22 protein-coding genes, 1 other RNA gene and 1 pseudogene are annotated in these 23,854 nt (G+C 58.6%); 9 read left to right on the top strand and 15 right to left on the bottom strand.

The window, feature by feature from the left end; genetic code table 11:
• The first annotated feature begins 1 nt into the window (after position 1).
• Complete coding sequence (locus PSH86_RS04115; protein ID WP_305488060.1) at positions 2–913, top strand: restriction endonuclease; 912 nt, start codon at positions 2–4, stop codon at positions 911–913.
• A gap of 177 nt (positions 914–1,090) precedes the next feature.
• Here the strand turns inward: PSH86_RS04115 and PSH86_RS04120 are convergent, their stop codons facing one another.
• From PSH86_RS04120 to PSH86_RS04180, 12 genes and pseudogenes are all read right to left on the bottom strand, one after another.
• On the bottom strand, positions 1,091–2,596 hold the full coding sequence (locus PSH86_RS04120; protein ID WP_305488063.1) for a YfjI family protein: 1,506 nt from the start codon (positions 2,594–2,596) through the stop codon (positions 1,091–1,093).
• The gene (locus tag PSH86_RS04125) at positions 2,593–2,841 is read right to left on the bottom strand and encodes an AlpA family transcriptional regulator (RefSeq protein ID WP_305488066.1); all 249 of its coding nucleotides are present in this window, start codon (positions 2,839–2,841) and stop codon (positions 2,593–2,595) included. Before PSH86_RS04125 ends, PSH86_RS04120 begins: the two co-directional genes overlap by 4 nt.
• A 150-nt stretch (positions 2,842–2,991) precedes the next feature.
• A pseudogene (locus PSH86_RS04130) lies at positions 2,992–3,221 on the bottom strand (hypothetical protein).
• A 29-nt stretch (positions 3,222–3,250) separates the two neighbouring features.
• Entirely contained in the window at positions 3,251–3,808 is a 558-nt protein-coding gene (locus PSH86_RS30520) for a pyocin activator PrtN family protein (RefSeq protein ID WP_370873735.1), read from the bottom strand.
• Between the two features lie 28 nt (positions 3,809–3,836).
• The gene (locus tag PSH86_RS04145; RefSeq protein WP_305488069.1) at positions 3,837–4,151 is read right to left on the bottom strand and encodes a hypothetical protein; all 315 of its coding nucleotides are present in this window, start codon (positions 4,149–4,151) and stop codon (positions 3,837–3,839) included.
• A 161-nt stretch (positions 4,152–4,312) separates the two neighbouring features.
• Positions 4,313–4,710: a transfer-messenger RNA gene (gene ssrA, locus PSH86_RS04150) on the bottom strand.
• A gap of 94 nt (positions 4,711–4,804) precedes the next feature.
• Positions 4,805–5,095, bottom strand: a complete 291-nt coding sequence (locus tag PSH86_RS04155) for a hypothetical protein (RefSeq protein ID WP_176688641.1) — start codon at positions 5,093–5,095, stop codon at positions 4,805–4,807.
• Between the two features lie 125 nt (positions 5,096–5,220).
• Complete coding sequence (locus PSH86_RS04160) at positions 5,221–8,031, bottom strand: FAD-binding and (Fe-S)-binding domain-containing protein (protein WP_305488073.1); 2,811 nt, start codon at positions 8,029–8,031, stop codon at positions 5,221–5,223.
• Complete coding sequence (locus PSH86_RS04165) at positions 8,028–8,699, bottom strand: lactate utilization protein (RefSeq protein WP_305488076.1); 672 nt, start codon at positions 8,697–8,699, stop codon at positions 8,028–8,030. The genes PSH86_RS04160 and PSH86_RS04165 overlap by 4 nt, the downstream gene beginning before the upstream one ends.
• Positions 8,699–10,153, bottom strand: a complete 1,455-nt coding sequence (locus PSH86_RS04170; protein WP_109753469.1) for a LutB/LldF family L-lactate oxidation iron-sulfur protein — start codon at positions 10,151–10,153, stop codon at positions 8,699–8,701. The genes PSH86_RS04165 and PSH86_RS04170 overlap by 1 nt, the downstream gene beginning before the upstream one ends.
• The gene (locus PSH86_RS04175) at positions 10,150–10,974 is read right to left on the bottom strand and encodes a (Fe-S)-binding protein (RefSeq protein WP_305488082.1); all 825 of its coding nucleotides are present in this window, start codon (positions 10,972–10,974) and stop codon (positions 10,150–10,152) included. The genes PSH86_RS04170 and PSH86_RS04175 overlap by 4 nt, the downstream gene beginning before the upstream one ends.
• Before the next feature lie 150 nt (positions 10,975–11,124).
• The gene (locus tag PSH86_RS04180) at positions 11,125–12,819 is read right to left on the bottom strand and encodes a lactate permease LctP family transporter (RefSeq protein WP_305488084.1); all 1,695 of its coding nucleotides are present in this window, start codon (positions 12,817–12,819) and stop codon (positions 11,125–11,127) included.
• A gap of 262 nt (positions 12,820–13,081) precedes the next feature.
• On the opposite strand from PSH86_RS04180, the gene PSH86_RS04185 reads away from it, so the two are divergent.
• The gene (locus PSH86_RS04185; RefSeq protein ID WP_109753472.1) at positions 13,082–13,849 is read left to right on the top strand and encodes a GntR family transcriptional regulator; all 768 of its coding nucleotides are present in this window, start codon (positions 13,082–13,084) and stop codon (positions 13,847–13,849) included.
• Positions 13,850–13,985: 136 nt separating this feature from the next.
• On the opposite strand, the gene smpB is transcribed toward PSH86_RS04185, so the two are convergent.
• On the bottom strand, positions 13,986–14,468 hold the full coding sequence (smpB, locus tag PSH86_RS04190; RefSeq protein WP_030139770.1) for an SsrA-binding protein SmpB: 483 nt from the start codon (positions 14,466–14,468) through the stop codon (positions 13,986–13,988).
• A gap of 118 nt (positions 14,469–14,586) precedes the next feature.
• On the opposite strand from smpB, the gene PSH86_RS04195 reads away from it, so the two are divergent.
• Genes PSH86_RS04195 through PSH86_RS04205 form a run of 3 tightly spaced genes read left to right on the top strand, consistent with a single transcriptional unit; the run spans position 14,587 to position 16,740 of the window.
• Positions 14,587–15,990: a sodium-dependent transporter gene (locus tag PSH86_RS04195; RefSeq protein ID WP_109753718.1), complete on the top strand. Its 1,404-nt coding sequence runs from the start codon at positions 14,587–14,589 to the stop codon at positions 15,988–15,990.
• A gap of 7 nt (positions 15,991–15,997) precedes the next feature.
• A complete protein-coding gene (locus tag PSH86_RS04200) occupies positions 15,998–16,441 on the top strand; it encodes a type II toxin-antitoxin system RatA family toxin (protein ID WP_116834150.1) in 444 nt (147 codons plus the stop codon).
• Positions 16,438–16,740 carry an RnfH family protein gene (locus PSH86_RS04205; protein WP_176688636.1) on the top strand — a complete coding sequence of 101 codons (303 nt, stop codon included), beginning with the start codon at positions 16,438–16,440 and terminating at the stop codon, positions 16,738–16,740. Before PSH86_RS04200 ends, PSH86_RS04205 begins: the two co-directional genes overlap by 4 nt.
• 58 nt (positions 16,741–16,798) lie before the next feature.
• Here the strand turns inward: PSH86_RS04205 and PSH86_RS04210 are convergent, their stop codons facing one another.
• The gene (locus tag PSH86_RS04210; protein ID WP_109753475.1) at positions 16,799–17,326 is read right to left on the bottom strand and encodes an outer membrane protein assembly factor BamE; all 528 of its coding nucleotides are present in this window, start codon (positions 17,324–17,326) and stop codon (positions 16,799–16,801) included.
• A 97-nt stretch (positions 17,327–17,423) separates the two neighbouring features.
• On the opposite strand from PSH86_RS04210, the gene fur reads away from it, so the two are divergent.
• Positions 17,424–17,828: a ferric iron uptake transcriptional regulator gene (fur, locus tag PSH86_RS04215; RefSeq protein WP_003197684.1), complete on the top strand. Its 405-nt coding sequence runs from the start codon at positions 17,424–17,426 to the stop codon at positions 17,826–17,828.
• Positions 17,829–17,902: 74 nt separating this feature from the next.
• Here fur and recN read toward each other — a convergent pair whose 3' ends face one another.
• A complete protein-coding gene (recN, locus tag PSH86_RS04220) occupies positions 17,903–19,576 on the bottom strand; it encodes a DNA repair protein RecN (RefSeq protein WP_109753476.1) in 1,674 nt (557 codons plus the stop codon).
• A 241-nt stretch (positions 19,577–19,817) separates the two neighbouring features.
• Here recN and grpE point away from each other — a divergent pair, with 241 nt between their 5' ends.
• From grpE to dnaJ, 3 genes are all read left to right on the top strand, one after another.
• The gene (gene grpE, locus PSH86_RS04225; RefSeq protein ID WP_109753477.1) at positions 19,818–20,384 is read left to right on the top strand and encodes a nucleotide exchange factor GrpE; all 567 of its coding nucleotides are present in this window, start codon (positions 19,818–19,820) and stop codon (positions 20,382–20,384) included.
• A 102-nt stretch (positions 20,385–20,486) separates the two neighbouring features.
• Positions 20,487–22,400, top strand: a complete 1,914-nt coding sequence (gene dnaK, locus PSH86_RS04230; RefSeq protein ID WP_109753478.1) for a molecular chaperone DnaK — start codon at positions 20,487–20,489, stop codon at positions 22,398–22,400.
• A gap of 321 nt (positions 22,401–22,721) precedes the next feature.
• Positions 22,722–23,846 carry a molecular chaperone DnaJ gene (dnaJ, locus tag PSH86_RS04235; RefSeq protein ID WP_109753479.1) on the top strand — a complete coding sequence of 375 codons (1,125 nt, stop codon included), beginning with the start codon at positions 22,722–22,724 and terminating at the stop codon, positions 23,844–23,846.
• Positions 23,847–23,854 lie beyond the last annotated feature (8 nt).

Below are 23,854 nucleotides of genomic sequence, written 5' to 3' on the forward strand. Positions count from 1 at the left end.
GATGGCAATTCCGGATTTTCAAAGCGTGATGCGGCCGGTGCTGGCCACTGTGCAGAACGGTGTGCCGTTACCGCTCAATGAGTTGCGCGAGCGGGTGGCCGATCAGTTCCAGCTAAGCGAGGATGAGCGCAAGGAACGCCTGCCATCAGGCCATCAGACGGTGATCAACAACCGTGTGGGCTGGGCTCGCACCTACCTGAATAAGGCCGGGCTGCTGTGCATTCCCGCCAAGGGCATGGTGCAGATCACGCCGCGCGGACTCAATGCCCTGGCCAATGGGCCGGAGCGCATCACGGTGAGGTGGTTAAAGCAGTTCCCCGAGTTCGCTAACTTCCATACCGCCAAGCCTCAAGTAGCTTATTTACCTGCTGCGCTGGACATTGAGATTTCCGAGACCACGCCGGATGAGCAGTTGGCCGAAGCGCATCAGGCATTAGTGCAGTCGCTGGCAGACGAGCTCCTGGCGCAAGTGCGGGCAGCGACACCTGGCTTCTTTGAACAGCTGGTGGTCGATCTGATGATAGCCATGGGCTACGGCGGTTCGCGCAAGGAAGCCGGCAAGGCGACTCAAGCGACCAATGATGGAGGTATCGACGGCATCATCAAAGAAGACAAGCTCGGTCTTGACGTGATCTACCTGCAAGCCAAGCGCTGGACAAACACGGTGCATCGCCCGGAGATCGACAAGTTCATCGGAGCCTTAACCCGCCAGCGAGCGCGAAAGGGCGTGTTTATCACCACTTCGGACTTTTCCGATGGTGCCCGTACTGCAGCGCTGGGGCTGGATATCAAGGTGGTGCTGATCGACGGTGTTGAGCTGGCGCGTCTGATGGTGGAGAACAACCTGGGGGTGAGCGTTAAGCAGGTGTACGAGGTGAAGCAGCTCGACAGCGACTACTTCGCAGAGGCGTGAGTCACGACCTAGGTAGCCGGCTCATCCAAGTAAGTATGAACTCGGAGATCACTGTTGTTGTTGTGGCAGTTTTTATCCCTGCCAGGGATATGGGCTACCTACGAAACCTACAGAACTAGGTTTCGTAGGTTTTGTAGGTCGCCCTACCGGTCTATTTAGTGAACAGGTTGGGTTAATCTACGTTTTTCGCCAGACATAGCGAATCGATGGGCGGCCACCTTTTTCTCCGGCCACCTCGTAGCCAACGATGAAGTCATGTTCAGCTAGAACGGTGAGCGCATTATTTACCGCGTCCTGCGTGCCTAATCCTGTCCAATCCTTCTGGCGCACCTCTCGGGCAGTAAATGGCTCGGGCAATTTCTGCTGGCGCTCCAGAATCAGTCGCGCAGCGATTAGTGATGCGTTGATTGCCGCCCCGTACAGCCGCTGGGCGTGGCTCATCAGGTAGTTCGCCCAGTTGATGGCGCGGTCAGTGGACTCAGCGCCCACGGCTTCCCGTTCGCCTTCAATCAGCTCAAATAGGAGGGCTAAGCCTGCAATGGTTTTCGGCATTTTCAGGTAATGGGATTGCAATGCGGGGTGAAGATGATCGCTCCTGCTTACTTGCATGTGGGAGGTATACCAGGCGATAAACTTCTCCTGGGCTTCTGGAGTAAATCTGAGGGCAGAGTGAGGCTCATCAGGTATCTGGTCGAGCTGTTCGATAACCTCCGAGACGCGCTCAGCGGCGATTTTGTTCGGCCAGCGGTCGATATAGCGCCACTCTCGAACATCGTCGGGATATACCGCCAGCTGCAGGCGCTGAATCAGGCCATCATCCAGTTCGCCGCTGACGGCAGCGTTTACAAGGGACGCAATTCGTGAGGGTTGAATCCCACCGATCAACGATAAACAACATGACTTGATATAAATGGTTCCTCGGCCGATACGGTCATAGGTGAATGAGCCGTTGCCGTCGAAACATTCCAAATAAAATGCTCGCGCAACCGAACCATCTTCGCTCTGCATCGTTGCCAGCCAGCCCCCCAGCTCGTCACGCTCAACTACGAGGCCGTTTGGATTCTCGTTGAGCAGCTCGCCGAGTTTTTCGACTGTTGCGTCGTTGACGATGTAGCGCCGCTGAATTGGGGGCGGGTTCTCGCTTGAGTGACGTTTCAGTTCTTCCTGAGCTGCATTCTCGTCACCACCACTGTAAAGCTTTCTGGCTTTTACCCTGGCTGCATTGCGCTTCATGTCGTAAAGCTCGCCAGCGGCCTTGTGCTCGGCTTCAGCTTGGCTATAGCGTTCTCGCGCTTTGGCATCTAAGGCTCGCAATGGAAGCAGGGCCTGTTTGAGTGCCGGCGTTTTCATCGCAGACGGTCGCCCGATGATGACGCCCCACTGGTTTGGAACGACCATCCAGTCATCGTTCTGTTTCGGATAGACGCTGAATTTGCGCCCGACTACTGTGCTGACTGCCACAATAAGCGCGACCCCAACAAAATCAGGTGGGCACTGGGTACGTTCAGCAACATCTCGCACGTACTCCTGAAGAGCAGTAGGCAATAGTTCATCAAACCAGGGCATGACCCTGGCCAACCCGCTCGGTAGTGGTTTTGGCGCAATGTTAGAGTTCATGTATGCGGCAAATGCTGGCGCGGGCATCTCTGCTAAGAACGACGGTATCTGCTCGTGTGTAGTCATTGCTCTTCTCGCCCGGCGAGATCCAGAGCGATACCATCACGCTCGCTGATCTTGCTCTCCAGCCAGGCTTCCACCTCTGCGACAACGAAGTAAACCCCAGCCTGTTTGCTCGGGCCAAATTTGATGGGGCGAGGGAAGCTGGCATCGGTTTCGCGCAGCTTTTCTAGTCCGGAGCGGCTCTTGTCGAAGCAGTGCTGAAGAGAGGTGTGACTGATCAGGTATTTCTTGGGGGCATGTGTCGACATGTATGGGGCTCTGTGTGTAAGTCGACTCCTATTAAATATCCTGTCCGGTCAGCTGGGGGGCGATTTCAAACCAAAAAAGCGCCGGAAAACGTTCTGTCGATTGTTGAAGTAAAGGCGACAGCCGCGGATAACGCTGGCTGAGACCGATTATCACTCGGGCGCCATCAGCACCGCGAGCGTCAGCTTGATGAACTCTTCATTCTTGTCGATGGCGTCCAGGGCGCCGAGCACATTGTCGGAGACTTCTGGCGATCCTTGCTGCTCCACCCAGTTGGACAATCCATAATGGCTGCCTCGAGCGCGAGCTGATTTTCGTTGATCTTGTAAAGCAGAGCAGGGCTGAGTTGGGCATGGGAGGTCCGATTTTTGTGATGAGAGATGTGATTTTTTTGGCTGTTCTGCTACATCCCTAGTTCTCACTCTCTAGCATTCTGGACTTTTTGATTCGAAGATCGCACCACTCGATTACCTCTGCCCTAATCCAGGCCACAGCTCGACCACCTAATTTAACTTGTCGTGGAAATGTGCTCTGACTCACCATTTTGTAGATCGTACTAGTCGACATACCTGTAATTCGCTTTACTTCAGCTAGCCTAATGAAAAGGATCGGTTGTCGACTAAGATCATTTGACTCTCTAGGTTGAGAAAATGTATCAGCCTCAGGTTTTTCGAATTCGCGCGGCTCTTGGCTCAAGGATTTCGTAGCCTGCTTCCTCGTCCGATCAAGCTCAAGCTTGGCTCTATCTCGCTGTCGATCAATGTAATCAGCAAGATCCGACAGATGAACGCCTCGTGCAGTTTTTTCGTTCAGCTCCATGGAGACAATCAGTAGGTCAATCTCACCTGAGGAGACCTTTGTTAGTAGATTTGCTGGTGTCAGGTGAGTGAAATAGTCGGCGCATACCCGACTCAAGGATACAACCGTCTGGCCATGATATTGAGCCATTAAGAGAAAAAGAGTGTTCATCGCTCGACTCCCTCGCATAACGGCGGCATTAATCTACCGGTGCGGTTTGTTCCATGCTTCGGATCCAAGCATTTTGCCACTCTCTCTGCTCAAGTCGACTCACGAAGAATCTCAAAGCGCCGGCACTCATTGCGACGATGATAGTTATATTTTCGAAGCGTTCACCGTATATGCCTGCCATCGCCAGCGCGGTCATCGCGGCTAGCCCAGCGGCCGTAGAAGCCAGTATGCAGTCTTTGACTTCGTTCGCTACGTGTCTTGGGCCTTTGGTCGACGTCACGAAAGCCTCGGCTTCCTTCGCGCGTGAATGATAGCTGTCAGGTCCTTCTGCGTTTTCATTCATCTTTGCACCGCTCCTGGTTATCGCCTGAGCTTAGCGCGAATGCAGGAGATGATCATCGCAGATGCTGTCATTAAGCTGGCATAACCGAGCCAAAACCACCCATCTAGGCACAAAAAAGGCACTTGCGATAAACGCTAAGTGCCTGATTTGTATAGCTAATTTGGTGGAGCCGGGGGGATTTGAACCCCCGTCCGCCAGTACTCCGCTGTCGGTACTACATGCGTAGCCGTGTCTATTAAGTTAACCCTCAGCGACCCGACGGGCAGGGTGCTTTGGGCGAGTTGTGTAAGTTTTAGCCGCTTCGTCCACAACGTACTGCACGGCGATTCTGTTCTATATGACAATCACTTTGGGTTTACAGACATCCCCTGGTGATTGCTGGACCCGAAGGTACCAGAAGCTCAGGATCTAAGGCTGCTTACGCAGCGATAGCGTATTCCTGGCCGTAGGTTTCGTCATTGGCAACTATAGGAAGTTGCAACAGTGGATTTACGAGTTCTGTTACCAACTCGGCATGCACCTAAAGTTTCGCAACCGGCGTCGAATCCTAAACGGCCCCGAGCCTGGCGCTTCTTGAAGCTATTGAAGCGGCAAGCATCTGCAGTGTACGCCAATCCGCGTCCGAGGCCAACCCGAAGGTTGGCCCGAGGCGGTCAGGAGTTTTTACCGTCTTTACTGACCTTCTGGATATCCTGGATGGTCTGGGTGGTTTCGGAGATGCATTTTTCGGTGCCTTCCTTGGTGTTCTGGGCTTGATACGCCTTGGCTTGCTGGACGCTGGCCTCAACGCGTGCACTGACGTCCGGCGCCTTGATTTGGTTTTTGGCGTTGGCAATGGTTTGCAGGTTGGCCTCACAGAGATCTTCGGTGCCGCCAGCGGCAAACGAGGACGACGCCAGCATGGAGGCAGTGACGAACAGACCTAGCAGTACAGAGCGTTTCATGTGTCTCTCCTTGAACCGAGGGCAGGCATCGCCGGCCATCAGTACGGCTACCAATTTAGGGACGGTCCCGCATTTGCGGGACTTGATCAGTGGACTGCGACCCTGCGCCAGGGTTCTATTTTTCTTTAGGTCGTCCTGGCCTGGGTCACCCGATCCACTAAGTAGACCAGCCCGTGGTAGTCAATGGCGCCGTGCTGCGTAAGACCGATCTCACAGGTGCGGCTGGTGGAAATTCCTTCGCTGCAATGCTGCACCGCGTCCTTGAGCGTGCGCAGCGAATGGGCGTTCAACTCCGGTGTGGTGAAGCCTTTGTCGCCAGCGAAACCGCAGCAGTGAATGCCTTCCGGGATGACCACGTTCTTGCTGCACTTGCGCGCCAGGTCGATCAGCGCCTGGCTTTCGCCAAGGTGTTGCGTGCTGCACGTGACGTGCACCGCGATGGGCGCTTCTTGGGGGGTGAAGTCGAGACGATCCATCAGATGGGTGCGAATGAAGCGCACCGGGTCGTACAGATCCAGGCGCACATCGCCAAGGTCCTGGACCAGCCGCAACGTGCAGGGGCTGGTGTCGCAGTAGATCGGATCGAGCCCGCCGCGGCTGGCATGCAGCAATGCGCCGATCAGTTCCTGGCGTTTGTGCTCGGCCTGTTCGACGTAGCCTTTGGATGCAAACGGTTGGCCGCAGCAGAGGCTGTCCACGTTGTCGGGAAAGATGACCTGGTAGCCGGCCTTTTCCAGCAGTCGTTGGGTTTTTTCGTACAGCGACATCTGCTCTTTATCCCCTGCCGCCGGGCCCATCACCCGCGACACGCACGCCGCCAGGTACACCACCCTCGGGCGTTCGTCCGACACGGCAATGCTTACGCGGATGGCCTTTTCCGGCTGGGGCATGGCGTTGGTCCACTGCGGAACCTGGCCCTTGGATAGACGCGTCAATGAGGCCGACAGTTTCGCCAGGCGGGGCGCTCCCAGCAGCATGCGCGCACCGTTGGCGACGTGCAGGGCAAAGCGTGCGCCTTGCAGTGTGGTGGCGAAATTTCCTTCAATCCAATCGGCAGTTTTCGTCCTTGTCGCGTCACGGCTGCGCAGCTTTTTCACCAGCTCGCCGGTATTGATGCCTACCGGGCAACGTTGTGCACACAAGCCTGTAGCGGCGCAGGTATCGATGCCCTGGTATTGGTAGGCTCGTTCCAGTTCGGTGGTGTCGGTGCCGGCGCGTTTCTTCGCCTGAATATCGCGCCAGATCACGATGCGCTGGCGCGGGCTCAAGGTCAGGTCCTTGGAAGGGCACACAGGTTCACAGAAGCCGCACTCGATGCACTTGTCCACAATCTCATCGGCGGCCGGCAGCGGTTTGAGGTGCTTGAGATGGATCTGCGGATCTTCGCTGAGCACCACGTCCGGGTTGAGGATGCCTTTAGGGTCGAGCAGGCGTTTGAGCTGCCACATCAATTGATAGGCATCGCTGCCCCATTCCAGCTCGACGAACGGCGCCATGTTGCGCCCGGTGCCGTGTTCGGCCTTCAGCGAACCGCCGAATTCCACCGCCACCAATTGCGCCACGTCATCCATGAACGCCTGGTAGCGTGCGACTTCTTCAGGGTTGTTGAAGCCTTGGGTGAAGACGAAGTGCAGATTACCTTCCAGCGCGTGGCCGAAAAGGATCGCTTCGTCGTAGTGATGTTTGTCGAACAGCTCGATCAGGCGGTTTACGCCGATGGCCAGTTGCTCCACCGGAAAGGTCACGTCTTCGATGATGACCGTGGTCCCGGTTTTGCGTACGGCGCCCACGGCTGGAAAGGTGTCTTTACGGATCGCCCAGAGCCGGGCGTTTTCCCGTGGGTCTTCGGTAAAGTCGACCTGTTTTTCCACTGGGAAGCCGGCCAGCGAGGCCATGATTCGGGTCAGTTGCTCTTGTAGCAACGACGAGGAGGCGGCTCGGGATTCGATCAGCAGGGCGCAGGCATTGATCGACAGATGCTGTACGAAATCCGGCATGCCCGGCTTGTCCTGCACCGAGCGCAGGCTGCGGCGGTCCAGCAGTTCCACGGCCGAGACGGGCTGGCTCTTCAGCACGGTGACGGCGTTGCAGCAGGTTTCCACATCCGGGAACACAATCAGCGCCGAGGCTTTGTTCGGATGGTCGATGACGGTGTTGTAGGTCACCGCGCTGATGAAACCCAGGGTGCCTTCGGAGCCCACCAGCAGGTGGCTCAAGATATCCACAGGCTCGTCGAAATCCACCAGGGCATTGAGTGACAGGCCGGTGGTATTTTTCAGACGGTATTTGTGGCGAATTCGCGCAGCCAGTTCGGTGTTGGCGCGGGTTTCGCGACCCAGATTGGCCAGGCGTTCCAGCAGTTCGCCATGGCTTGTACGAAAAGCCGCCACGCTGGCGTCGTCTTCGGTGTCCAGACGCGTGCCATCGGCCAGTACCAGGCGGATGCCGGCCAAGGTGTGATAGGTGTTCTGCGCGGTGCCGCAGCACATGCCACTGGCGTTGTTGGCGACAATACCGCCGATCTTGCAGGCGTTGATCGAGGCTGGATCAGGGCCGATCTTGCGCCCGAACGGTGCCAGCCAGGCGTTGGCCTGGGCGCCGATCACGCCGGGTTGCAAGCGAATCTGTGTACCTTGTTTGCGAATCTCGCGGCCGTTCCAGTTATCCCCAAGCACAATCAGCACCGAGTCGCTGATGGCTTGTCCGGACAGGCTGGTGCCGGCGGCGCGGAAGGTGACCGGGACCTGGTCCCGTTGGGCCAGTTTCAGCAGGGCGATCACTTCATCTTCGGATTCGACCCGTACCACCAGTTTCGGAATCAGCCGATAGAAACTGGCGTCGGTGCCGAAGGCCAAGGTCGACAGCGGATCGTCGAAACGTCGTTTTTGCGGAATCAGTTGCTGTACGTCATGCAGGAAAGAGGCCGGAAGGGTCATTGGTCCTCCAGAATCAAAACCACCAGATCCTTCGGACCATGGGCGCCATAGGCCAGGACTTGTTCGATGTCGGCGGTCTTGGACGGGCCGGACACCAGCAGGGCGTTGGTGGGCATGCCTTGGGCCCATTCGAATTCCTGCTGCACCTCATAGAAGTTGTCGCGGATTTCGCTGGCCTTGAGCAGAGCGAAATGCACCGGTGGCACCAGGCTCATCAGGCGCGGCTCTTCCCGCGTAGGCCAGAGGATCAGGCTGCCGGTGGCGGCGATGGCGCCGAGGGTTCCGGTCAGACTGGCCGGGGTGTCATTGAATAACTCGGTCTTCCATTCCTCTATTGGCCGGTCGTAGGCCTTGAGTGCTGGCAGGTCTGGATTGTTCGCCCAGAACTGTGTGATTTTTTGCCCGTGCGGCGTGGTCGGGGCGATGAGCAGGCTCGGCAACTGGCGGTCACGCAGCAACTGCGCCAGCAGCGCGGGCCAGTCGTCACCGGACGTCAGATGGATTTCGGTGTGCACCGCCTCCATCAGCTTGCGCAATTGCGGGATACGTTCTTCGGGCGCATAGCGGTACGTTTGCGTCACCAGGTCGACATCGAAGTTGTCGGCAACCGGTGTGGCGCCTGTCAGGCTTTTACGCAGCTTGGCGAGGATATTGTCCTTGGCGCTCATCAACGGTCTCCCTGCTGGTTCAGGTGTTCGCGGGCCAGGTCATGCAATGAGCGGGCGGCGGGTTTGGGGGCGCTGTGGTTCTGGGTCCACGGGCCGACGTTTTTAGGCGTCAGGGCGCGCAGGCGCGTGGCGAGGAAACCGAACAGCCGATACAGTCGCGGCGAACTGTTGAGCCGAGCCCAGGCATTCCAGATGAAGCGTTCCTTGGGCGAGTATTTGCTGCCCTGGCCGCGCATCACTGGGTTCGGGCTGTCCGGCGCCTTGACGTTTTCTTCCCGCAGCCGCCGCAGCAAAGCCGGGATTGGAATTTTTACCGGACACACTTCACCGCAAGCGCCGCACAGTGAAGACGCGCTCGGGTGGTCCGGCACCTTGGCCAGGCCGACCATGTGCGGCGTGATGATTTTTCCGATAGGCCCCGGGTACACCTCGCCGTAGGCATGACCGCCGATTCGGGTATAGACCGGGCAATGATTCATACAGGCGCCGCAGCGGATGCAGTTCAGGGTCTGGCGCAATTCGCTGTCGGCAAACGCCTGGCTACGACCGTTGTCCAGTAGCACCAGGTGAACCTCTTGGGGGCCATCCAGTTCGTCAGGCTTGCGTGGGCCGGAGATCATGTTGACGTAGGTGGTGATCGGCTGGCCGAGAGCCGAGCGGGTCAGCAGTGAAAGCAGTGGCACGACATCGCGCAGGTTTTCCACGACTTTTTCGATGCCGGTCACGGCGATGTGCACCGGCGGTACGGTGGTGGACATCCGCCCGTTGCCTTCGTTTTCCACCAGCAGCAGCGTGCCGGTTTCGGCGACGGCGAAGTTGACGCCGGAGACGCCGATGTCGGCTTCAAAGAATTTCTGCCGTAATACCTTGCGACCGATCTGAATGAGTTGGTCAACGTCCTTGGTGTACTCCACGCCGAGTTTGTCGTGGAACAAGGACGCGACCTGACCGGCGTTCTTGTGGATCGCCGGCATAATGATGTGTGAAGGCTTCTCGTGATCGAGCTGGACGATGTACTCCCCCATGTCGGACTCGAGACATTCAATGTCCCGAGCCTCGAGGAAATGGTTCATCTCCATCTCTTCGCTGACCATCGATTTGCCCTTGATCACTTGCCGCGCCTCGTGAGCCCGGATGATCGAGAGGACGATGCCATTGGCCTCGTCCACCGTCTCCGCCCAGTGCACGTTCACACCGTTGCGGGTCAGGTTGGTTTCAAGTTGCTCGAGCAGGTCGGGCAGCTTGGATAACGCGCGGGCGCGGACCGCATTGCCCAGCACCCGCAGGTGTTCTCTTTCGTGGGCATCGCTGAAGGACGTTGCCCGCTTGGTCATCAGTGAGTCCATCGCGCTGCGAAAGTTGTTTCGCAGTTGCGTGTCGTCCAAAGCCTTGTGAGCCCGGGCGCGAAAATCTTCCTGCACCTCAATGGTCGGGATCAGCGTCGGCGTGCTCATGCGGCACCTCCGGTACGCTGCCAGAGGAAACTCGCCAGATGCTGGCCGCGTAACGCCTCCTGCTGTTTTTCCAGCGCGCCGTTGATGTTCATCAAGCAACCGCAGTCGGCGCTGACGACCTGATGTGCGCCGGATTTCTTCAGCGCTCGGGTCTTGTCGGCCACCATCGCACCGGAAATATCCGGCATGCGCACGCTGAACGTCCCACCAAAACCACAGCATTCACTTTCTTGGCCGTGCTCGACGCGTTCCACATTGCACAACTGCGCGAGCAATGCGCGACCGTGCAGGTGGGTGTTCATTTCACGCCGTGCCGAGCAGGACGTGTGCAGCGCGATTTTTACCGGCTTGCCGCTGTCCTGCAGCTGCACCTTGCAGACAAACAGCAGGAATTCGGCCAGTTCATAGGTCCGCGCCGCCAGGGCCTGGACCTGCTTGAGCGTCTCCGGCTCGTCCTTGAACAAGTCGGCGTAATGCTCGCGTAGCATGCCGGCGCAGGAACCCGAGGGCACCACCACCGGATAATCTTCGGCAAACAAGGCCAGTTGCGCCCGCGCCACCGTCCGCGCCTGCTCGGTGTAGCCCGAGGTGTAGGCCGGCTGACCGCAGCAACTTTGCCCTTGCGGGTAGTCCACCCGGATCCCTTCGCGCTCCAGCAGATGAATCGCATCCATCCCCGCTTCGGGATAGAACAGGTCCACCACACACGTTCCGAACAGGTAGACCCGACGAGGTTTCTCGCTGGGGTACTGCCGAGGTTCGGGCAATGGCGGGGCGACGCGGGTCGCGTTGGGTACGGCGTTGTAAAAAAGCTCGCTCATCAGGCGTGTCTCCGGGTGGTCCCGGTTATCCGTCCGCTGAGGCTGCTGAATATAGCCAGGAAATCTTTCAGCAGCCTTGCAGACCCGGTTGTGAATAGCAGACGCCGAATCACGGTTCGGCGTCGGTTTTTCCAGTATTGCGTGTAGGACTTAATGAACCAGCATGCCGGTGAACCAGTAGGCCTGGGCCAACGTGATCAGGCCGACAATCGTTGCAAAGAATAGGCTGTGTTTGAGGGTGAAACGGAACAGATCCGATTCCTTGCCCACCAGCCCGGTAGCCGCGCAGGCCACGGCGATCGATTGTGGCGAAATCATCTTGCCGGTCACGCCGCCACTGGTGTTCGCCGCGACGAGCAAGGTGTCGTTGACGCCGAGTTGGTGCGCGGTGGTGGCTTGCAGCGAGCTGAACAGGGCGTTGGACGAAGTATCGGAACCGGTCAGGAACACACCCAGCCAACCCAGGAACGGCGAGAAGAACGGGAACGCCGCGCCTGTTCCAGCCAGCACCAGGGCCATGGTCGACGACATGCCCGAGAAGTTGGTAACGAAGGCGAACGCCAGCACCATACCGATGGACAGGATCGGCCAGCGCAGTTCGAAAAAGGTCTCTTTAAAAGTGGTAAGACCAGTTTTGATGTTGATCTTCAGCACCAGCATCGAGATCAGCGCGGAGAAGAAAATCGCCGTGCCGGTCGCGGAAATCGGGTCAAGCTTGAACACGGCCGGAATGGCGGTGGGGTTGATCACGATGGGTGCGACCTTGATCACCATCTGGTCCAGGTGCGGGATGGCGAAGTTGCACACCCAGCCGTACATGGACCCGCCAGCGGCGAACATCGCCTTGAACGGTTTCAGGGTCCAGATCGTCACCAGCACGGTCAGGATCAGGAACGGCGACCAGGCCTTGATAATTTCCCCCAGGCTGTAGGGCGAAGCCACGGTGCTGCGCGGTTGGCCGAAACCGCCGGCGCTGGCGGTAACCGCTGCGCTGGCAGTGGCGCCGGCAATCTGGGCGCCCGCGGTGCGCTTGGGCTGCCAGACTTTCAGGAACAGGGTCAGGGAAATCAGGCTGGCCAGGGCCGAGGTGATGTCTGGCAGTTCCGGGCCGATGAAGTTGGACGTGAAGTATTGGGTAATGGCGAAGCTCAAGCCTGCCACCAGCGCGGCTGGCCAGGTTTCCCGCACGCCGCGCAGGCCGTCCATCATGAACACCAGCCAGAACGGCACGAACAGCGATAGCAAGGGCAGTTGGCGACCGGTCATGGCGCCGATCTTGAAGGCGTCGATCCCGGTGACCTGGCCGGCCACGATAATTGGAATACCCAGCGCGCCAAACGCTACCGGGGCAGTGTTGGCGATCAGGCACAGACCCGCGGCGTACAGGGGGTTGAAGCCCAGGCCGACCAGCAGGGCGGCAGTGATTGCCACCGGAGCACCAAAACCGGCGGCGCCTTCCAGGAACGCGCCGAAGCAAAAGCCGATCAACAGCACTTGCAGGCGTTGGTCATCGGTAATCGACAGCACCGAGCTGCGAATCACCTCGAACTGACCACTCTTGACCGTCAGTTTGTAGAGGAACACGGCGGCGACAATGATCCAGGCGATGGGCCACAGGCCATAGGCAAAACCATAGCCGGCGGCGGCAAACGCCATGTCCGCAGGCATGTTGAACGCGAAAATCGCCACGGCAATGGCCAGGGCCAGGGTGATGCTGCCGGCCACGTGCCCCTTGAGGCGAAACACCGCCAGGGCCAGGAAGAAAAATACGATGGGAATGACGGCCGCGAGTGCGGATAAGCCAAGACTGCCGAGCGGGCTGTAGAGCTGTTGCCAGGTTTGCATAGTGGGTGGGCCCCTAATTGTTGTTGGTCAGGCACTGCCAGCGTTTTTGGTTAATTGGTAATACCAATTTACAATCGCTGTTGGCTAGGGTAAAAGCCTTGGTTGTCGTGTGTCAATTTGCCGCCCTGAAACTTTCGTCGAATAAGCGGTGCAGACGGCATCTGATCCGTTGATGCAAACGGTTTTTGATGGGTGTGGATAAGCCCCGGATGGGCCAGAATAGAGAGCCCGGCGAGCCGTCGGGATCGTGGAGAATCGAGTTATGGGGTTTGATCAGATTCGTCAGCGCCGTTTGTCTGACGATATTGTCGAGCGGCTTGAAGGAATGATCCTCGAGGGCACGTTGAAGTCCGGTGAGCGGTTGCCGGCTGAGCGGGCTCTGGCTGAACAGTTCGGCGTGTCACGCCCTTCGTTGCGCGAGGCGATCCAGAAACTGGCGGCCAAGGGCCTGCTGGTCAGTCGCCAGGGCGGCGGCAATTATGTGGTGGAGTCGCTGGGCTCGACGTTCAGTGATCCGCTGTTGCAATTGCTGGAGAGCAACCCCGAGGCGCAGCGTGACTTGCTGGAGTTTCGCCATACGCTGGAAGCCTCCTGCGCGTACTACGCAGCACTGCGGGCCACGGATGTGGACCGCGAGCGGCTGACGGCGGCGTTCGAAGCGCTACAGGATTGTTATTCGCGCCACGAAGAGGTGAGTCGGGCGGAGGAGGGCGCGGCGGATGCCCGTTTTCACTTGGCGATTGCTGAAGCCAGTCACAATGCGGTGTTGTTGCACACCATTCGTGGGTTGTTCGACCTGCTCAAGCGCAACGTGGTGACCAACATCGGCGGCATGTACAAGCAGCGCAGTGAAACCCGCGACATGCTGATCAGCCAGCACCGAGAGTTGTATCAAGCCATTATGGATGGGCACGCCGAGCTGGCTCGGGAAGTGTCGAGCCGGCATATCTTGTATGTGCAGGAAGTCTTGGAAGAGGTGCGCCAGGAAGTGCAGCGGGTGGCGCGGGCGGAGCGGCGTAAAGGCATGTAGCTGTGGGTTCTTGGAGTGAATGCGGAACCTGTGGGAGCGAGCCTGCTCGCGAAGCGGTGTGTCTGGCACATCAATGTCGGATGTGACACCGTCATCGCGAGCAGGCTCGCTCCCACACTGGATGCGGTAGAGCGGGCTAGTCTTCCTTACCCTTGTTGCGCACCGCGCGCTGCAACTCGCGACCGGCGTCGCGTTCGCGTTCGGTATCGCGCTTGTCGTATTCCTTCTTGCCCTTGCCCAGGGCAATTTCGCACTTGATCAAGTGCTTGCTCCAGTACAGTGACGTACAGACGCAGGCGTAGCCTTTCTGCTGCACGGACGCGAAGAGTTTTTCCAGCTCGCGCTTGTTGAGCAGCAGCTTGCGCGAGCGCACCGGATCGGCGATCACGTGGGTGCTGGCGGTTGTCAGCGGCGTGATATGACTGCCCAGCAGCCAGGCTTCGCCGTCCTTGAGCAGCACATAACTGTCAACCAACTGCGCCTTGCCGGCACGCAAGCTCTTTACTTCCCAACCGGCCAGGACCATGCCAGCCTCGAAACGTTGTTCGATGAAGTAATCGTGTCGCGCCTTTTTATTTTGCGCGATGGTCCCTGTGGGGTGTTTCTTCTGTTTAGCCATAGGGGCGGCATTATAGGCAGTTGCGTGCGTGTCGGCTACGGTGAAGCTGCGTGCTTGAGCACGTTGAGTGAATCCCGGACAATGCGGCCTCTTTTTTGAACGCTTGGGCGTGATCACGATGTCGACAGACAAGGTTTCTGTCCACGGCAGTTGGGCTAGCCGTTGGGTCTTCATACTCGCGGCGACCGGTTCTGCCGTGGGGCTGGGTAGTATCTGGAAGTTTCCGTACATGGTCGGCGTCTACGGTGGCGGCGCCTTCGTACTGATGTTCCTGGCGTGCATTGCGCTCATCGGCGCTCCGGTGATGCTGGCTGAAACCCTGATTGGTCGTCGGGCCCGGCAAAGCCCGGCCAATGCCCTGAAGGTGCTGGCGGTGGAAGCGGGGCATTCGACCAAATGGTCGTGGGGCGCCTTCGCCGGGATGATCACGGCGCTGTTGATCCTGTCTTTCTATAGCGTGGTCGGTGGCTGGTCGCTGGACTACATCATCGACATGGGGCGCGGGGACTTCCAGGGGGCCACGCCGGATCAGGTAGGCGCCTACTTCGGCAACGTGATCTCCGATCCCTGGAGGCTGACCCTCTGGCACACGATCTTCATGGTGCTCTCGGCGGTGGTGATTGCCCGGGGCGTGGTCGCCGGGCTTGAGCGCAGCCTGCGGATCATGATGCCGTTGCTGTTCGTGATGATCCTGGTGCTGCTGGGCTACAGCATGACCACCGGGCATTTCATGGAAGGCGTGCACTTCATGTTCGACTTCCAGCCAGAGAAAGTCCTGGATGGCCTGTTACCGGCGATGGGACACGCGTTTTTCTCCCTGAGCGTCGGGGTCGGCTCGATCATGATCTACGGCGCCTACATGCCCAAGAACGCATCCTTGACCCGGACCGTCTTTGGCGTGGCACTGCTGGATACCTTCGTGTCGCTGTTGGCGGGCGTGGCATTGTTTCCGATTGTGTTCGCCGCTGGCCTGAACCCGAGCGAGGGGCCGGGGTTGATGTTTGTCAGCCTGCCCTTTGCCTTCGGCAGCATGGCCTTCGGCCAATTGATGGGCGTGGTGTTTTTTGTCCTGGTGGCCATCGCGGCCTGGAGCTCGGCCATTTCCCTGCTGGAACCCATGGTGGCCTACTTGGTTGAACGGACCCGCATCAGCCGCGCCTGGGTGACCTTCTGGCTGGCTTTCACCTGCTGGTTTGTCGGCCTGGGCACGGTGTTTTCCTTCAATATATGGAAGCAAGCGAAGTTTTTCGTGAACGAAGGCGGGTTGTTTCATCTCTACCAGTGGGGCGCAACCGGAGGACTGGATTTCTTCGGCGTGATTGATTTCTTCACATCACGGATCATGCTGCCATTGGGTGGTTTGTGTTTCGTGGTGTTTGCAGGATGGGTCATGGGGCGTGAAGCGGTGCGTGATGAATTGTCGCTGCGCAGCCCGGTTTTGTTTGCCTTGAGCCTGTTCTTGATGCGCTATGTGGCGCCCATCGGCATTCTCGTAGTGTTTGCCGCCCAGCTGTGGAAGTGACGCTTACATGACGACACATATTCAACGCTCGGCCTTGCTGCCCTACCCGGCGCAGGCGCTGTACGACCTGGTCAACGATGTGGCGAGCTACCCGGAGTTCCTGCCGTGGTGCGCATCCGCCGAGGTGCTGGAGAGCTCTGAAATTCATATGCGCGCCAGCCTCAACATTGCCAAGAGCGGCTTGAGCCAGCGTTTCGTCACGCGCAATACGCTGGTGCCAGGGCAATCCATCGAGATGAACCTGGAAGAGGGGCCCTTCAATCAGCTCCACGGCGTCTGGGTGTTCAAGCCGCTGGGCGATAAGGCCTGCAAGATCAGCCTGGACCTGTCGTTCGACTACGCCGGCCCATTGGTGCGAGCGACGTTGGGGCCGCTGTTCAATCAGGCCGCCAATACCCTGGTCGACGCGTTCTGCCAGCGGGCCAAGCAGAATGCCGAGCTCAAGCGTTGATTGAGATAGAAGTGGTGTATGCCAGCGTCGACCGCCAGGTCCTGCGCACATTTTCCGTGCAGCAAGGCACGAGTGTTCGCGCGGCGCTGAAGGCATCGGGCATTACCGATGCGTTCCCGGAACTGGATCTGGCGACCTGCCCGGTGGGGATTTTTGGCAAAGTGGTCACCGATCCTGATCGGCAGGTGGTCCAGGCGGGTGATCGGCTGGAGATTTATCGACCTTTGCTGGCCGATCCTAAAGAAATTCGTCGATTGCGGGCGGCCAAGGCTGCTCAAGCGCGCCAATCCGATCAGTAACTCGCTTGAATCGCAGGCAATAAAAAACCCGGCATGCCGGGTTTTTTCATGTTGCGACTTATTGCGGCGAAGTATCCAGGGGCTCTGGCGTCGGGACTGGTACGGTCTCGACTTTGTCCACGTCCTTCTGGATCTGGTCCAGCAACGAACCTGGCTTGGCCGGTTTTTCCGGTTTCGGCTGTTCGGCGTTCTGGGTCGGATCGGTAACGGTAGTGCCGCTATCCTTGCCCATGATGGCCTCGTCGCGGCTCACGCCGGGCATGAAATCGCCCGACAGGCTGACGAGTTGGTCGTTAGAGTTGAAGATAACGCTGATGCGTTCCTGTTGGCGCTCGCCGCCGCCTGGCTGCAAGCTGTACAGATAATCCCAGCGATCGGCGTGGAACGTGTCGGTCAACAGAGGGTTACCCATGATAAACCGTACTTGCCGGCGGGTCATTCCCGGGCGTAACTGGTCTATCATGTCCTGCGTGACGACATTGCCCTGCTGGATGTCGATTTTGTAAACCCCGGGGAATGAACAACCGGCGAGTGCGAGCAGTCCCACAAAGGTGAAACTGGTTAGCAAGAGCTTGGTGTTTTGCATCGGTGGGCGACTTCCACTATCTTGGCTGGGACAACGTAAACGCCGATCATACCCGCATTAAGAGAAGCTGCGAAGCAGCATCGCGAGAAAGCTGACCATGGTTGAAAATAGCGAACTACGCAAAGCCGGCCTCAAAGTGACCCTGCCAAGGGTCAAGATTCTACAAATGCTCGATTCCGCCGAGCAACGCCACATGAGTGCCGAGGATGTCTACAAGGCGCTTATGGAGGCTGGTGAGGACGTCGGTCTGGCCACGGTTTACCGTGTTCTGACCCAGTTCGAGGCAGCTGGCCTTGTGGTGCGGCACAACTTCGACGGAGGCCACGCGGTCTTCGAGCTGGACGACGGCAAGCATCACGACCATATGGTCAACGTCGAGACCAGTGAAGTGATCGAATTCTTCGACGAAGAAATCGAGCGGCTGCAGAAAGCAATCGTCGACAAGTATGGCTTCGAGATGGTTGATCACAATCTCGTGCTGTATGTACGCAAGAAAAAGTAAGCATGTCGCGCGGACTTAAGGTTCGCGAAACGAACGAAGGCGACCCCAGGGTCGCCTTCGTGCTTTCACCGTTCTCAGATTTTCGCGGTAACGACCATTTTTTTCGCGTGGGCCAGGGATTCCTTGGTGAGGTCGATACCTCCGAGCATTCGCGCCACCTCTTCCACGCGCTCATTTTTGTTGAGTTTGGACACAGCGGTGCGGGTGGCGTCCTCGCCACGCACTTTGTGCACGAACAAATGCTGGTGTCCCTGGGCGGCGACTTGGGGCAGGTGGGTAACCGTCAGCACTTGGCCACGCTCACCCAGTCGGCGCAGCAGTTGGCCGACAATTTCCGCGGTTGGGCCGCCGATGCCTACGTCCACTTCGTCGAATACCAGCGTCGGTACGCGAGAGGTCTGTGCGGTGATGACCTGGATAGCCAGGCTGATTCGTGACAATTCGCCGCCGGAGGCGACTTTGGCCAGGGCCTTGAGTGGTTGTCCGGGGTTGGCGCTGACCAGCAATTCCACTTGCTCAAGTCCATTGGGCTGGAGCTCGTCGCCGGCATTGGGGCGCAATTCGATGGTGAAGCGCCCGCCGGGCATGCCCAGGCGCTGGATTTCCTGCTCAACGGCGCAGGCGAGCCCTGTTGCGGCCTGCCGGCGCAGTTCACTGAGTTCCTTGGCCTTTTCCTGATAATGACGGGCATAAGAAGCCAGTTCGTCCCCCAGGCGTTCGATGGATTCATCGTTGGCGTTCAGGGTTTCCAGTTCGTCCAGTAGCCGCTGCTGGAGCTCGGCAACATCGGTCGGTTGGATGCGGTGCTTGCGCGCCAGCGTATAGATGGTGTCCAGGCGTTCTTCCAGGTATTGCAGGCGTGCCGGGTCGGCATCGAAATGATCGAGGAAGCGATTCAGCTCCCCGACGGCCTCTTCGACCTGGATCTGCGCACTCGTCAGCAGGTTGGTCGCTTCGTTCAAGGCGCCCACCGAATTGTTCACGCTGGAGAGTCGGTTCAGGCTCGCTGTCAGTGCATTGAGCACATTGCCCGAATCGCTCTCACTGCATTGCTCGACCACTTGGCGGCAGATACCCAGCAGGGTTTCGGCGTTGGTCAGGTTCTTGTGTTCCTGCTCCAGCTCTTCCAGTTCATTTTCACCCAGGGCCAGGTTCTCCAGCTCTTCGAGCTGGTAGCTCAGCAACTGGTGACGGGCGCGTTGTTCGTCGCCGGAGTTGGAGAGTCGATCCAGTTCCTGCCGGGTCTGGCGCCAGCGTTGGGCCGCCAGTTGGACCTGCCGGGCCAGGTCCGTGGCGCCGGCATACTCATCCAGCAAGCGGCGGTGGGTGTCGGTCTTGAGCAGGGATTGGTGTTCATGCTGGCTGTGGATGTCGATCAGCAGTTCGCCAAGGGCCTTGAGATCGCCCAAGGGGCAGGGCGTGCCGTTGATATAGCCTCGGGAACGGCCTTCGGCGGTGATAACCCGGCGAAGGATGCACAGGCCATCGGTGTCCAGGTCGCGCTCGGCCAGCCAGGCGCTGGCCTCGGGGATGTCGACCAGGTCGAACGTCGCCAGGATGTCGGCCTTGTCTGCTCCGGGGCGCACTACGCCACTGTCGGCGCGGTCGCCCAGCGTCAGGCCCAGGGCATCGAGCATGATCGACTTGCCCGCGCCGGTTTCACCGGTGATCACGCTCATGCCTCGGTCAAGTTCGAGGTCGAGATGTTCGACGATGGCGTAGTTGTGTACGGACAGGTGCACCAGCATAAGGCCGCTCCCAGGCTTTAGGTCTGGTTATTTATACAGTGTTTTGTTTCGGCCTGACAATGCCCTCGCTTAGCTCGATTTGCTTGGGCGGAAGATTTTCTTAGCGCTTCGAGGAATGACTATGCAGCTGTTTTTTGTAAGGTTAATTCGTCAGATGGCCCTTGAAGCTGGAAAACCCGACCCCATATACCGGGGCAGAAGCGCGAGTCGAGCTCGCGGACGAAGTTGAGAGGAGAAATCTATGGCTGACGAACAGACGCAGGATACGCAAAATCTAGACGCCAACCAGGCTTCCCAGGATTCCGGTGAAGACCTGGCGGCACGTGTACAAGTGCTCGAAGAGCAACTGGCCGGTGCGCAGGATCAGGCGTTGCGTGTAGCAGCCGACCTGCAGAATGTCCGCCGTCGCGCCGAGCAAGATGTAGAGAAGGCTCATAAATTTGCCTTGGAGCGTTTCGCTGGCGACCTGCTGCCGATCATCGACAGCCTGGAGCGCGGCCTGGAACTGTCCAACCCGGATGACGAAAACATCCGTCCGATGCGTGAGGGCATCGAGCTGACCCTGAAAATGTTCCAGGACACCCTCAAGCGTTATCAGCTCGAAGCCCTCGATCCGCATGGCGAACCCTTCAATGCCGAGCACCATCAGGCCATGGCGATGCAGGAAAGTGCCGACGTCGAGCCAAACAGCGTCCTGAAGGTTTTCCAGAAGGGTTACCTGCTCAACGGTCGTCTGTTGCGCCCGGCCATGGTCGTGGTCAGCAAGACGCCAGCACCGGTTTCGCCTTCTATTGATGAGCAGGCTTGAAATCGGTCGTAGCGGCCCCATCTATTAAGTCAAGCGTTTAAGTGCTACCGCAGTTAGCCACCACTGCTGCGGCAACAAAATCCAAGTTCCGGGAGAGTTAACATGGGCAAGATTATCGGCATCGACCTGGGGACCACCAACTCGTGCGTCTCCGTGCTGGAAAACGGCAAGGCCAAAGTTATCGAGAACGCTGAAGGCGCGCGTACCACGCCGTCGATCATCGCTTACGCCAACGATGGCGAGATTCTGGTTGGCCAGTCGGCCAAGCGTCAGGCAGTGACCAACCCGCATAACACCCTGTACGCGGTGAAGCGTCTGATCGGTCGCAAGTTCGACGAAGAAGTCGTTCAGAAAGACATCAAGATGGTGCCTTACAAAATCGCCAAGGCTGACAATGGCGACGCCTGGGTTGAAGTGAACGGCCAGAAAATGGCACCGCCACAGATCTCGGCTGAAATTCTCAAGAAAATGAAGAAGACCGCTGAGGATTATCTCGGCGAAGCCGTGACCGAAGCGGTCATCACCGTTCCTGCATACTTCAACGACAGCCAGCGCCAGGCGACCAAAGACGCCGGCCGCATCGCGGGCCTTGACGTAAAACGTATCATCAACGAACCAACCGCGGCTGCTCTGGCCTACGGCATGGACAAGGCCAAGGGCGATCACACCGTGATCGTTTATGACCTGGGCGGCGGTACCTTCGACGTCTCTGTGATCGAGATCGCTGAAGTCGATGGCGAACACCAGTTCGAAGTACTGGCGACCAACGGTGACACCTTCCTCGGTGGTGAAGACTTCGACATCCGCCTGATCGACTACCTCGTCGACGAGTTCAAGAAAGAAAGCGGCATGAACCTCAAGGGTGACCCGCTGGCCATGCAGCGCCTGAAAGAAGCCGCTGAAAAAGCCAAGATCGAACTGTCCTCGAGCCAGTCGACCGACGTGAACCTGCCGTACATCACTGCAGACGCCACCGGTCCTAAGCACCTGAACGTAAAAATCTCCCGCGCCAAGCTTGAAGCGCTGGTGGAAGACCTGGTTCAGCGCACCATCGAGCCTTGCCGCATTGCGATGAAAGATGCCGGTATCGACGTTGGCTCGATCAACGACGTGATCCTGGTTGGCGGCCAGACCCGTATGCCGCTGGTTCAGAAGCTGGTGACCGACTTCTTCGGCAAAGAAGCGCGTAAGGACGTGAACCCGGACGAAGCCGTTGCCATGGGTGCTGCCATCCAGGGCGCCGTTCTGGCCGGTGATGTGAAGGACGTTCTGCTGCTCGACGTCAGCCCGCTGACCCTGGGTATCGAAACCATGGGTGGCGTGATGACCGCGCTGATCGAGAAAAACACCACGATTCCTACCAAGAAATCCCAAGTGTTCTCGACTGCTGACGATAACCAGGGCGCCGTGACCATCCATGTGCTGCAAGGTGAGCGCAAGCAGGCTGCCCAGAACAAATCCCTGGGCAAGTTCGACCTGGCCGAGATTCCACCGGCTCCACGTGGCGTGCCACAAATCGAAGTGACCTTCGACATCGACGCCAACGGCATCCTGCATGTCGGCGCGAAAGACAAGGCCACCGGCAAGACCCAGTCGATCGTGATCAAGGCCAACTCCGGTCTGTCCGAGGAAGAAATTCAGCAGATGGTTCGCGATGCTGAAGTCAACGCCGAGGAAGACCGCAAGTTCGAAGAACTGGCTAGCGCCCGCAACCAGGGCGACGCCCTGGTGCACTCGACCCGCAAGATGATCGCCGATGCTGGCGAGAAAGTGACCGCGGAAGAGAAAACCGCTATCGAAGCGGCTGTGGTTGCCCTGGAAGCTGCCGTCAAAGGCGACGACAAGGCTGCCATCGAGGCGAAGATCGAAGAGTTGTCCAAGGTCTCCGCTCCAGTGGCCCAGAAGATGTACGCCGAGCAGGCTCAGCCCGCTGAAGGCGCAGCCCAGGGCGAGTCGGCCGAAAAAGCCGACGATGTCGTTGACGCTGAGTTCGAAGAAGTGAAAGACCACAAGTAATCGCTTGTTGGTCGGCCGGTTGACTGCATTTGTGCGGTGGCTGGTAGGATGTCGCCGCGCGGGAGCTTGCTCCCGCGTTGGCGTGTCTGGAGTCAGTGAATTTTTACAGCATGCGACAACGCTCGGATGCTGGCGGTGTGATCGGGAATGCTCCTGCTTTCCGAACGACATACACCGCGTTTTGGCCGGGTCCCTGGCTGAAAGATTAAAGACCAGGATCGTTGAATCGACGTGAGTTGGGTCCGGGCCTGTATGGGGCTCAACGAGTTTGGCAAGGTTCAGGAGAGGTTTGCCGGACGTCCTATAAGAGTGCAAAGACTAATGGCAAAGCGTGACTTTTACGAAGTATTGGGTGTCGAGCGGGGGGCCAGCGAGGCAGACCTGAAAAAGGCCTATCGTCGCCTGGCGATGAAGCACCACCCGGACCGTAATCCCGGCGACAAAGCGTCGGAAGAGATGTTCAAGGAGGCCAACGAGGCCTACGAAGTACTGTCCGATTCCAGTAAACGCGCGGCTTACGACCAGTACGGTCATGCCGGTGTCGACCCAAGCATGGGTGGCGGCGGTGCCGGTTTTGGCGGTCAGAATTTCTCCGATATTTTCGGCGATGTGTTCAGCGATTTCTTCGGTGGCGGTCGCGGCGGTGCCCGTGGTGGCGCCCAGCGTGGCAGTGACCTGCGCTACACGTTGGAGTTGGACCTGGAAGAGGCGGTGCGCGGTACTACCGTGAATATCCGTGTTCCGACACTGGTCAATTGCAAGCCGTGCGATGGCTCGGGGGCCAAGAAGGGCTCCTCGCCTGTTACGTGCCCAACCTGCGGCGGCATCGGCCAGGTCCGCATGCAACAGGGCTTCTTCTCGGTGCAGCAGACCTGCCCGCGTTGCCATGGCCAGGGCAAGATCATTTCCGACCCGTGCGACTCCTGCCACGGTGAAGGGCGTGTCGAAGAGTACAAGACGCTGTCGGTGAAAGTGCCGGCCGGGGTCGATACCGGTGACCGCATTCGTCTGTCCGGCGAAGGCGAGGCGGGTGCCCAGGGTGGCCCGACTGGCGACCTGTACGTGGTCATCAACGTGCGCGAGCATTCGATTTTCCAACGTGACGGCAAGCACCTGTTCTGCGAAGTGCCGATCAGCTTCGTCGATGCTGCCTTGGGCGGTGAGCTTGAGATCCCGACCCTCGACGGTCGCGTCAAGTTGAAAATCCCCGAGGGTACGCAGACCGGCAAGCAGTTCCGGATTCGTGGCAAGGGCGTTGCACCAGTGCGTGGTGGCGGCGCGGGTGACCTGATGTGCCGCGTGGCGGTGGAGACTCCGGTCAACCTGAGTCGGCGCCAGCGTGAGTTGCTGGAGGAGTTTCGCAGCTCGCTGGCCGATGACAACAGTCACTCCCCGAAAACCACCGGCTGGTTCGAAGGCGTGAAGCGCTTCTTCGGCGACCTGTAAGGAGTTGG

Origin of the sequence: Pseudomonas sp. FP2300 (genome assembly GCF_030687595.1) — a bacterium.
In the GTDB taxonomy this organism is placed as follows: domain Bacteria; phylum Pseudomonadota; class Gammaproteobacteria; order Pseudomonadales; family Pseudomonadaceae; genus Aquipseudomonas; species Aquipseudomonas bijieensis.

Coding starts and splice junctions, on each gene's coding strand:
- PSH86_RS04115 (WP_305488060.1), top strand. CDS start 2: ATGGCAATTCCGGATTTTCAAAGCGTGATGCGGCCGGTGCTGGCCACT.
- PSH86_RS04120 (WP_305488063.1), bottom strand. CDS start 2,596: ATGACTACACACGAGCAGATACCGTCGTTCTTAGCAGAGATGCCCGCG.
- PSH86_RS04125 (WP_305488066.1), bottom strand. CDS start 2,841: ATGTCGACACATGCCCCCAAGAAATACCTGATCAGTCACACCTCTCTT.
- PSH86_RS30520 (WP_370873735.1), bottom strand. CDS start 3,808: ATGAACACTCTTTTTCTCTTAATGGCTCAATATCATGGCCAGACGGTT.
- PSH86_RS04145 (WP_305488069.1), bottom strand. CDS start 4,151: ATGAATGAAAACGCAGAAGGACCTGACAGCTATCATTCACGCGCGAAG.
- PSH86_RS04155 (WP_176688641.1), bottom strand. CDS start 5,095: ATGAAACGCTCTGTACTGCTAGGTCTGTTCGTCACTGCCTCCATGCTG.
- PSH86_RS04160 (WP_305488073.1), bottom strand. CDS start 8,031: ATGACCCTTCCGGCCTCTTTCCTGCATGACGTACAGCAACTGATTCCG.
- PSH86_RS04165 (WP_305488076.1), bottom strand. CDS start 8,699: ATGAGCGCCAAGGACAATATCCTCGCCAAGCTGCGTAAAAGCCTGACA.
- PSH86_RS04170 (WP_109753469.1), bottom strand. CDS start 10,153: ATGAGCACGCCGACGCTGATCCCGACCATTGAGGTGCAGGAAGATTTT.
- PSH86_RS04175 (WP_305488082.1), bottom strand. CDS start 10,974: ATGAGCGAGCTTTTTTACAACGCCGTACCCAACGCGACCCGCGTCGCC.
- PSH86_RS04180 (WP_305488084.1), bottom strand. CDS start 12,819: ATGCAAACCTGGCAACAGCTCTACAGCCCGCTCGGCAGTCTTGGCTTA.
- PSH86_RS04185 (WP_109753472.1), top strand. CDS start 13,082: ATGGGGTTTGATCAGATTCGTCAGCGCCGTTTGTCTGACGATATTGTC.
- smpB (WP_030139770.1), bottom strand. CDS start 14,468: ATGGCTAAACAGAAGAAACACCCCACAGGGACCATCGCGCAAAATAAA.
- PSH86_RS04195 (WP_109753718.1), top strand. CDS start 14,587: ATGTCGACAGACAAGGTTTCTGTCCACGGCAGTTGGGCTAGCCGTTGG.
- PSH86_RS04200 (WP_116834150.1), top strand. CDS start 15,998: ATGACGACACATATTCAACGCTCGGCCTTGCTGCCCTACCCGGCGCAG.
- PSH86_RS04210 (WP_109753475.1), bottom strand. CDS start 17,326: ATGCAAAACACCAAGCTCTTGCTAACCAGTTTCACCTTTGTGGGACTG.
- fur (WP_003197684.1), top strand. CDS start 17,424: ATGGTTGAAAATAGCGAACTACGCAAAGCCGGCCTCAAAGTGACCCTG.
- recN (WP_109753476.1), bottom strand. CDS start 19,576: ATGCTGGTGCACCTGTCCGTACACAACTACGCCATCGTCGAACATCTC.
- grpE (WP_109753477.1), top strand. CDS start 19,818: ATGGCTGACGAACAGACGCAGGATACGCAAAATCTAGACGCCAACCAG.
- dnaK (WP_109753478.1), top strand. CDS start 20,487: ATGGGCAAGATTATCGGCATCGACCTGGGGACCACCAACTCGTGCGTC.
- dnaJ (WP_109753479.1), top strand. CDS start 22,722: ATGGCAAAGCGTGACTTTTACGAAGTATTGGGTGTCGAGCGGGGGGCC.